This is a genomic window from Pseudomonas sp. P4_C3 (assembly GCF_056402075.1).
The window spans coordinates 1-9,487 of the sequence record NZ_JBFUIC010000170.1 but is presented as its reverse complement, the minus strand read 5'-3'; the positions used below and the strand labels follow the sequence as shown (position 1 = coordinate 9,487).

General features: G+C 60.8%; 8 protein-coding genes and 1 pseudogene. 3 read left to right on the top strand and 6 right to left on the bottom strand.

What is annotated here, in order from left to right; translation table 11 throughout:
• Both metC and AC1DVH_RS21305 read left to right on the top strand, forming a co-directional pair.
• The coding region (gene metC / locus AC1DVH_RS21310) for a cystathionine beta-lyase (protein ID WP_477755475.1) at positions 1-1,995 on the top strand (1,995 nt) is incomplete at its 5' end.
• A 3-nt stretch (positions 1,996-1,998) separates the two neighbouring features.
• Positions 1,999-2,132 (top strand): annotated as a pseudogene (locus tag AC1DVH_RS21305) (Nramp family divalent metal transporter); the annotation flags it as partial.
• A 69-nt stretch (positions 2,133-2,201) separates the two neighbouring features.
• Here AC1DVH_RS21305 and AC1DVH_RS21300 read toward each other — a convergent pair.
• From AC1DVH_RS21300 to AC1DVH_RS21285, 4 genes are all read right to left on the bottom strand, one after another.
• Entirely contained in the window at positions 2,202-3,158 is a 957-nt protein-coding gene (locus AC1DVH_RS21300) for a 2-hydroxyacid dehydrogenase (RefSeq protein ID WP_477755474.1), read from the bottom strand.
• Between the two features lie 33 nt (positions 3,159-3,191).
• The gene (locus AC1DVH_RS21295; RefSeq protein ID WP_477755473.1) at positions 3,192-3,950 is read right to left on the bottom strand and encodes an SDR family oxidoreductase; all 759 of its coding nucleotides are present in this window, start codon (positions 3,948-3,950) and stop codon (positions 3,192-3,194) included.
• Positions 3,951-3,992: 42 nt separating this feature from the next.
• Positions 3,993-4,685: a fumarylacetoacetate hydrolase family protein gene (locus AC1DVH_RS21290; RefSeq protein ID WP_477755472.1), complete on the bottom strand. Its 693-nt coding sequence runs from the start codon at positions 4,683-4,685 to the stop codon at positions 3,993-3,995.
• Positions 4,686-4,799: 114 nt separating this feature from the next.
• Positions 4,800-6,149: an MFS transporter gene (locus AC1DVH_RS21285; RefSeq protein ID WP_477755471.1), complete on the bottom strand. Its 1,350-nt coding sequence runs from the start codon at positions 6,147-6,149 to the stop codon at positions 4,800-4,802.
• A gap of 584 nt (positions 6,150-6,733) precedes the next feature.
• Here AC1DVH_RS21285 and AC1DVH_RS21280 point away from each other — a divergent pair.
• Positions 6,734-7,666 carry a helix-turn-helix transcriptional regulator gene (locus AC1DVH_RS21280; protein WP_477755470.1) on the top strand — a complete coding sequence of 311 codons (933 nt, stop codon included), beginning with the start codon at positions 6,734-6,736 and terminating at the stop codon, positions 7,664-7,666.
• A gap of 4 nt (positions 7,667-7,670) precedes the next feature.
• Here AC1DVH_RS21280 and AC1DVH_RS21275 read toward each other — a convergent pair whose 3' ends face one another.
• Together AC1DVH_RS21275 and AC1DVH_RS21270 are read right to left on the bottom strand one after the other, a co-directional pair.
• A complete protein-coding gene (locus AC1DVH_RS21275; RefSeq protein WP_477755476.1) occupies positions 7,671-8,036 on the bottom strand; it encodes a response regulator transcription factor in 366 nt (121 codons plus the stop codon).
• 44 nt (positions 8,037-8,080) lie between these two features.
• Positions 8,081-9,073: a response regulator gene (locus AC1DVH_RS21270; protein WP_477755469.1), complete on the bottom strand. Its 993-nt coding sequence runs from the start codon at positions 9,071-9,073 to the stop codon at positions 8,081-8,083.
• Positions 9,074-9,487 lie beyond the last annotated feature (414 nt).

Genomic DNA, 9,487 nt, shown 5'->3' with positions numbered 1-9,487 from the left:
CAACTGGCGGAACGGGCCGGGGTGGAAACCGTTGAAACCGTTCAGGTCGAGCAGTGGGCCGGGGAAGTCGGGCGCAGTCTGTTCCTGTGTGATGTGCGGACCGCCGAGGAGTTTGCCGAGGGCAGCCTGCCGGGCGCTCAACACACGCCGGGCGGGCAGTTGATTCAATCCACCGATCTGTACGTCGGCGTGCGTCAGGCACGGTTGGTGCTGATCGACAGCGATGGCGTGCGTGCGCCAATCGTTGCCAGTTGGCTGCGTCAGTTGGGGCACGACGCGTATGTACTGGCGGGAGGGGTGAACAGTGGTCTGGCGTTGCCCGCGCTGAAGACTGCGCCTTACGAGGCTTTGCCGTTGATCACCGCACAGGCCCTGGCTGATGCGCTGAAGGATGACGCAGTGGCGCTGATTGATTTGCGTGCGAGCATGGTCTATCGCAAAGGTCATATTGCCGAGGCGCGCTGGTCGATTCGTTCGTTGCTGGCGGCCGAGGTTGCCGGTGAACAGCGGCCGCTGGTGTTGCTGGCCGATGACCCGTTGCTGGCCGCTTTCACGACGCTGGAATTGCCTGACGCTCAGCGTGCACAGGCTCGATTGCTGGATGGCGGTCTTGCTGCCTGGCGCGCGGCAGGTCGTGCGGTGCAGGAGGACGCCAACACACCGCCTGATGAGCAATGCATCGATTTTCTGTTTTTTACCCATGATCGCCATTCCGGAAACAAGGACGCGGCGCGTCAATACCTGGCCTGGGAAATCGGCTTGCTGGCGCAGATGAATGAAGACGAAATCGCCAGTCTCAAGCCGCTGCACGCGCAACCTCAAGCGAGCCGGCATGCGCGGGTCCGCACGCGTCTGGTCCATTGCGCGCGGACCGAACAGGGCAGCGGCGGTCGGGCTGTCAACGTGCCGGTCACCCGCTTGAGCACGGTGTTGTTCGACAATCTTGCACAGATGCGCGATGCCCGCGCCCGTCGTGACTGCGAACGGGTCTTGAGCTATGGCGCCCGGGGCAACCCGACGGCCTTCGCTCTGGAAGATCTGGTCACCGAACTGGAGGGCGGCTATCGCACCCGCTTGTTCGGCACCGGGCTGGCGGCGGTGGCGCAGACTTTTCTGGCCTACCTGCGACCCGGCGATCATGTGCTGATCACCGACGCGGTGTATTCGCCGGTACGGCGTCTGGCCCGGGAGTTTCTCGAACCTTTCGGCATTCAGGTCAGCTACTTCGCGCCGGACGGCAGTGGCCTGCAAGCGCAGCTGCAAACCAACACCAAAATGGTCTACACCGAAGTGCCGGGGTCGCTGCTCTATGAGCTTTGTGACTTGCCGGCGATCGCCGCCCTGTGCAAACCACGGGGCATTCTGCTGGCCGTGGACAACACCTGGGGTTCCGGCTACCTGTACCGGCCGCTGGCCCTGGGCGCGGACATCTCGATCATGGCGCTGACCAAATACCTGTGCGGCCACAGCGACGTGGTCATGGGCAGTGTCTGCACCCGGCAAGAGGTCTGGCAACCGTTGGCGGCCATGAGCGACACCTTCGGCAGCACCGTCAGCCCCGACGATGCCTATCTGGTGCTGCGCGGCGCACGCACCCTGGCGCCACGCCTGGAAGTGCACGAGCGGCAAACCCTGCAAATCGCTCTTTGGCTGCAAGAGCAACCGCAAGTGAAACGGGTACTTCATCCGGCCTTGCCCGATCATCCCGGTCACGCCTTGTGGCGACGGGACTTCAATGGCAGCAACGGTTTGCTCTCGTTCGAACTGCGCGGCGCGCAAGCTGGATACGTCGAGCGATTCATCGATGCGCTTCAGTTGTTTGGTCTGGGGGCCTCTTGGGGCGGCTATGAAAGCCTGATCACCGTCGCCGACACCCAGGATCGCAACAGCGCTGAGGATCGAGGGTTGAACCCGGTGCTGCGATTGCATATCGGGTTGGAGGATGTCGACGCGTTGATTGAGGATTTGCAGCGCGGGTTTGCAGCCCTTTCATGAACTCTGGGCAAGGCACTGGAAATTTTCTTCGGCCCGATCGGTTGGTACGTATTCTTCATCGGCGTATTCGCGACGCTGTTTGCCAGTATTTCAGGCAAGACCACCGCGTCCCGATGCTGATTACCGATGCCCTCCAGTTGGGCGTCGATCTGTTCACCTGATATCGAGCCGTCGAGGGGACGCAAGGTCCCCTCGGTAGCCACCCTTCAGTCAGTCACAGAACCCTGCGGTATTCTCCCGGCGAAACTGTCCACCAGGCTCGCCACCACCATCTCGCCCATCCGCGTGCGGGTCTGCAGCGTCGCACTCGCGCGATGGGGCTGCAGCACTACGTTCTCTTTACCAAACAGTGGCTCGGGCACGTTCGGTTCATCGACAAACACATCCAGCGCCGCACCCGCGATCTCACCGGCGGCAAGCGCTGCCACCAGATCGACCTCGTTGACCAGCTTGCCCCGCGCCACGTTGATCAGATACCCACTTGTGCCCAACGCTTGCAGCACTTCGGCATTGATGATGGCTTCAGCCTTGTCGGCAGCGGCGGCGAGAATCAGCGCGTCACTGTTGGCCGCGAGTTGTTTCAGATCGGCAACGAAGGTGTGGTTCACATCGCTCATTGGCTGCAAATCGGTGTAACTGATCGGGCAGCCGAACGCTGCGGCCCGGGTCGCCACGGCACGGCCGACCCGGCCCATGCCGACGATGCCGATGCGCATGCCTGACACCTGACGCGCCAACGGCAGCGGGGCCAACGGCGTCGGGCTATGGGGCCACTGGCCCGAACGCACGTAACGATCGCTGGTGCACAGGCCCCGGCAGACGGCAATCAACAAGCCGATGGCCAGGTCGGCAACATCTTCGGTCAGCGCACCGATGGTCGCAGTCACGCGAATTCCGCGATCCCTGGCGTAAGCCAGATCGACCGCATCGGTGCCCACGCCATTGACCGCCACCACTTCCAGTTTCGGCAGTTGCGCCATGAGTGCCTGGCTGATACCGGTATGGCCGCCGGTGATCACCCCGCGAATGTTCGCGCCGTGCGCCTGCAAATAAGCCGACTTGTCGGCCTGCTGGAAGTAACGTCTGACGGTAAACAACTCATCGAGCCGCGCGTTGATTTCAGGGATCAGGATCGGGCTGAGCTGCAAGACTTCTGGCTTCATGTAAACCTCGTGTAGCGCAATAAAAAGGCCGGTTCAACCGCGACCGGCAAACGGCATGGCGCTGGCCATGACGGTCATGTTCAAGACGTTCGCCTCCAGCGGCAGACCGGCGATGTAGCGCACGGCATCGGCCACATGCTTGACGTCCACCATCGGCTCCACGGCGATGGTGCCGTTGGCCTGGCGCACGCCTCTGGTCATGCGCACCGACATCTCGGTGAGGGCGTTGCCGATGTCGATCTGGCTGCAGGCGATGTTGAATTCGCGCCCGTCCAGGGCCAGGGATTTGGTCAGTCCCAACACCGCGTGTTTGCTGGCGGTGTAGGCGCTGCTGAACGGGCGTGGGGTATGGGCCGAGATCGAGCCGTTGTTGATGATGCGTCCGCCCTGTGGCTGTTGTCGGCGCATCAGTGCGAAGGCGCCACGGGCGCAGAGGAAAACGCCGTTGAGGTTGGTGTCGATCACGTTGCGCCACTGCTCGAACGTCAGCTCATCCAGCGGCACGGCGGGGGCGTTGACCCCGGCGTTGTTGAACACCACGTCGAGGCGTCCGTATACCTCGACAATGGTTGCAAACAGCGCATCGACACTGGCCGGATCGCGCACATCAGTGGGCACTGCCAAGGCTTCGTGTCCCTCGCTGACCGCCAATTCGACCAATGTCTGCAACGGCTCCGGCCGGCGCCCGGCCAATACCAGGGTGAAGCCGTCGGCCATCAGGGCCAGGGCCACGGCGCGGCCGATTCCGCTACCGGCGCCGGTGACCAGGGCCACTTTCAAAGGACTGTTCATGTTGTTATCTCCTTCTTCAATTCACGAGGGCGTAGCCCGGGTTCAAGGTCGCTGACCGACGCGCATTTCCAGTTGGCCGATGCCGTCGATCCCGGCGTTGATGATGTCGCCGGGTTGCAGCACATCGACGCCTGCCGGGCTGCCGGTCATGATCAGGTCACCGGCCCGCAGCGCCACCGACTGCGAGATGCGGCTGATGATTTCACTGACCGACCAGATCTGGCTGTCGAGGCTGTCGCGCTGGCGCTCTTCGCCGTTGACGTTCAGCCACAAATCGCCGTCCGGGTGTCCGGCGCGAGTGACTGGCACGATGGCGGTCATCGGCGCGGCGCCGTCGAACACCTTGGCACCTTCCCACGGCAAGCCATTGCTCTTGGCCGCGCGCTGGACATCACGACGAGTCAGGTCAAGCCCGACGGCGTAGCCCCAGACATAGGCCAGCGCCTGACTCTGCGGAATATTGGCGCCACCTTCACCAATGGCGACGACCAATTCGATTTCGTGGGCAAACTCTTCGGTCAGCGGCGGGAACGCCACTTCACCCAACGCATCCACCACGTTGCTCGCCGGCTTCATGAAAAACACGGGCGGCTGGCGGGACTGGCCCTGGGTGTCTGGCCAAGGGTAGTTGCGGCCGACGCAAAATACCCGGCCAACGGGGAAACGCTGCTGGCTGCCGGCAACTGGCAAGGTCACGGGTAAATCCGGAGTGAAAACGTATTCGGTCATAGTCATTTTTGTCGTGGTCCTGTTGGAAGCATCAGCCTACGGCGGCTTCGTTTTGCGAAGTTGGACGAAAGCCGCCTCGTGTTGGAGAAAAACGCTTTTCTGCGCACATGTTTTCCGGGCTCAGCGTGCCTTGAGCTCGATGCGATACAAGCGACCGAGCAACAACGAATAGGACAGGGTGCCAATCAGCGCCACGGCGCCAATGAACCAGAAGGCGTAGGCAAACGAGCCCGTCGCGTGGACGATGGCGCCAATCACGATCGGGGTGACGATCCCGCCGATGTTGGCGGCGAGGCTGGTGATCCCGCCGGTCAGGCCGATCAGCTCCTTGGGCGCGACTTCCGATACGGCTGCCCACGACGACGAAGCGATTCCCTGGGCGAAGAAGGCAATGGTCAGCACGGCAATGCAGATCACGTTCGAGTCGGTGAAATTCACCAGCACAATCGACATGCCCAGCATCGATCCGACCACCAAGGGCAACTTGCGAGCGAAGGACATCGAATAGCCGCGGCGGATCAGCAAGTCGGAGACGATGCCGGCCAGCAGAATGCCGACGGTTGCGCCCACGAACGGCAGCACCGCGAAGACCCCGGCCTTGATCATGGTCAGCTTGCGTTCTTCGATCAGGTACGTCGGGAACCAGGTCAGGAAAAAGTACAACGCCGAGGTACTGGCGAACTTGCCGATGCAAATCGCCCAGATCTGCCGATAGCTGAACAGCTCGGCGATCTGCCGCCAGTTGAACCTGGTGCGTTCCTGACTGCTCTTGACCAGTCCGCCCCCGGCTTCGATGTACTTCAGTTCTTCCTGGCTGACGTTCTTGCAGCTCAGCGGATCGCGGTACAGGTACAGCCAGATCACACCGAATACTATCCCGAGAATCCCGGTGCTGTAGAACACATGGCGCCAGTCATAGGTCGTCGCCAGCCATAACAGCACGCCGGTAAACAGCGCGGTGCCCAGATACTGGCCGCACACGTAGATGCTGCTGGCCATGCCCCGTTCGCGGGCCGGGAACCACACCGTGACCGCGCGGCTGTTGGCGGGAAATGCCGGAGCTTCCATGGCACCCACGGCCAGGCGCAGCCCGAACAGCGAAGCGAATCCCGTGGCAAAGCCCTGGCACACGGTGACGGTCGACCAACTGATCAGCGACACCCCGTAGGTGAACCGGGAACCGAAGCGATCGGCGATGAACCCGGCGGGGACCAAGGCGAGTGCGTAGGTCCAGGCAAACGCGGAAAAAATCAGGCCCATTTCGATCTTGTCCAGGCCCAGATCCTTGGCCATGAACGGTGCGGCAATCGAGATGTTCACGCGGTCGATGTAGTTGATGATGGTCGCAATCAGCAGCAACGACAGCATGAACCAGCGCCGGCGCGTTGGCAGGCGCTGAGGCAGTGCGGCGTCCCGGGCGCCGACGCTCACCGACGGCGCGGTGGACGGGGAGGTTTGCGAGTTCGACATGAGTAGACCTTTTTATTGTTAGCAGAATCGAGATGTTTGCGCGCAGCCGAAGCCGTTGCCTCCAGTGCCGGGGCAGAGCAATCGCTACGTGAACGAGAGACGCGGACAGCCGCTGTCGGGCGCTCAGATACGCCTTCGGTCAGAGGCGTTCGGGGGAGGGGTCGCGAGGAGAAAAAGCGGATTCATGGGGGCGCACCTTTTGATTGTTTTTGGACGGGTCGGGCTGCATTGGTTGTCACAGTGGTCGTACAACCTCTCAAAATCAACGGAGGCGTTAGATCGTTTTTTCTCCTTAAAAAGGCGATTCATGCAGGTGTCCAAGAAAAAACAAATCAGCTCATTTCCACCGTTCTGCCTCATCTGTTTAGTAACTATATGTTTTTAAATGATTAATTATTTTTGTGTGCGCGTAGTTTTTTGGACAGACGACACATCACACATGGATACAATTAACTCTCTGTATGTTGTTGTCATCCTATGACGTGTTGAAGCCAACGGTGTCTGCCTTCACAATCATCGCGGTCGCCGCCTGCGTCGCGGCGCGACGACAACCTATCCATGTACCTGTCGAGGATCCTCAGGAAATGTCGTCTCCGAGCCGAGTACCCACCTACGTCATGCAGCAACGCAGCGAATTGACGGACTTCTACATTCGCGACAAAAAGGGCCGGCACGCCGAAACCAGCCCGCATCGCCATGAGTATTTCCAGATCCAGGTCAACCTCGGTGGCGATACCGTGCAGCACATCGGCAGCGTCGAACGTCCGTTTCCGCGCAATACACTCGCCTTCATCCTGCCGCATCGCGTGCACGTGATTCCGCATCCGGCCGACAGCAATTTCATGGTGATCAATTTTTCCCAGACCTTCCTGCTGCCGCACTTGCAGTGCGACCCGATGGACCTCGAGGAAGTCTCGATTCTGCTGGCGCCGGAGTTGTCGCCGTTCCGCTTTCAGGAGCATCTGGATTTCATTCTGGCCGATGAGGATTTCAGCAAAGTCTGTGGCTTGATCGAGCAGATGCGCGTGCTCGATGAAAACCGTCACTTCGGCACCCGCGAGATCCTCAAGGGCCTGCTGCTGCAATTGGTGGGGAGCGTCTGTGCCCTGTATGCCGAGCCGCTCAAACGGCTGGCCGAAGAGAATGCCGCCGAAGTCAGCCGACGCGACGCACTGAGCCGAATGTCCGAGTATTTGCGCAAGAACATCGCTGACCCCGACCTCAACCTGATCAAGGTTGCTGCCGCGACCTACCTGTCACCGACGTACCTGACGCACTGGTTGCGCAAGGAAATCGGCAAGACCTTCACCGAACTGGTGCTCGAACGCCGGATGCACGCGGCGCGCAATTATCTGCTCAATGGCACGCGGCCGGTGGGGGAGGTGGCGAGGTTGTGCGGTTTCGCTGACGAGGCTTATTTTTCGCGACGCTTCCGCCAGATCCACGGCCAGCCTCCAGGGCAATTCAGGCGTCAGCAACTCAATCCTGATACGCCGCAATCGCCGTCCAACACGTGACTGTTCAACGCTCGCATTGAAGCGCTAACTCGACGGCGCTCAGCAAGGCATCGCTGCTGAACGGTTTACGCAAGCATTCGATGGGCTCATAGCGGTTGGATTCAGCCAGTGTCGCTTCATCCCAATGTGCCGACATGCAAATCACCGGGAGTTTTCTGTCCTTGAGCGTCAGTGCGTGCATGACGTCTATCCCTGACAGGCCGTTCATTTTCAAATCCAGCAACAGACAGGCGATGTCATTGAAGTTTTCGAGGGCCAGGAATTCCTCGCCCGAGGCGAATACCCGGGCGCGGTATCCGGCCGACCGAAGCAGGTTGGCCAGGCTTTTGCGCACGGACGCATCGTCGTCCACGATGCAGACGATGATCATGACGCTGCCGGATGATCCGGGGGCGGTGCAGCCAGTGTCGATCGTCATGAAGAACCCTGCGTGCCAAACGCCGGCTCGGCGCTGATCAAGCCATACAGGCTGACCAGACTGACCAGCGAGCGCGTCTGCATCTTCTCCATGATGTGTTTGCGGTGGACTTTGGCTGTGACTTCACTGGTGCCCAATCGGTTGGCGATGTGCTTGTTGGACAGACCCGCGACGATCAGCGGCAGCACTTCGTGTTCGCGGGGGGTCAACAGGGCGGCCCTTTGACGGGCACTCTGAGTGCGTTGCCATTGCTCGAACGCCGTCGCTGCACGCTGACGGGTGGTGCGCAGGATGTCCAGCAACTGGCCGTCGTTGAAAGGCTTGGTCAGGAACTCGACCGCTCCCGCTTTCATGGCCTGCACCGACATCGGGATGGTGCCGAAACCGGTCATGAAAATAACCGGCCACGGAAGTCCGCGCCGCCCGAGTGTGGATTGCAGTTCCAGGCCTGTCGCCTCGGGCAGGCTGACGTCCAGCAACAAGCAAGCGGGGCCGATGTCGAGGTCAGCGCTGAGCAATTCTTCGGCCGAGGCGAATATCCGGTGCACGATGCCTTCGGCCCGCAGCAGTCGGCTCAGCGCTGTGCGCACGGAGGCCTCATCGTCCACGATGAACACCGGCACGCTGTCAGGATCGATCCGCTGCGGATCCTCGGACGCCAAGAGGTCCGGGACCGCAGGATGGAACAGGGGCAGGGGCGGTTCACGTTCTTTCAATAATCGGTAACCTCGGCGCGGGACCGTCTGGATGAGCTCTTTTTCTCCGAGCAACTTGCGCAGCGAGGAAATCTGCACCTGCAGATTGTTTTCCTCGACGACGGTGTCAGGCCAGACCTGTGTGATCAATTCATCTTTGCTGACGATTCGGCCATCGGCCTGCATCAGCACCGAGAGGATTTCGAACGCCCGGCCCCCGACACGCAGCGGCCGTCCATCAAGAAAGGCTTCACGCCGTTCCAGGGAAATAGTGGCTTGGCCGAGTCGGATCATACGTTCCTCTGCACTGCGTTGACGGGGAGTGACGCCGGAACGTCGTTTCATCAGGGCTACACGCTWGGGTGCGTTCTCAGTTAGTTTTCACGKGAAAACTAACTGAGAACGCACCCTAGGGGACGGCCTCGCATAATGCAATTATCCCGAGGGATAACACGCGGCGATTTCAGTGCGCAAAAACCACAGGCGACGGGGGCCCTCAACTGCCATTCTGGTGCCAATGACGGACAGGATTGCTCGAGCGCAGCCCGCGGGCCAGAGCCTTGCGTATACTCCCAGGCTCTGCCCGAAACGAATCTTCAGCGGTGATTGTTCATGCCCAGCAACCCTCTCTCAGCATCCGGTTCCCACAGTCTCGATGTCGTACACGATGAAGCCTGGCTGGAGCGTTGCACCTTCACAATACTGCGC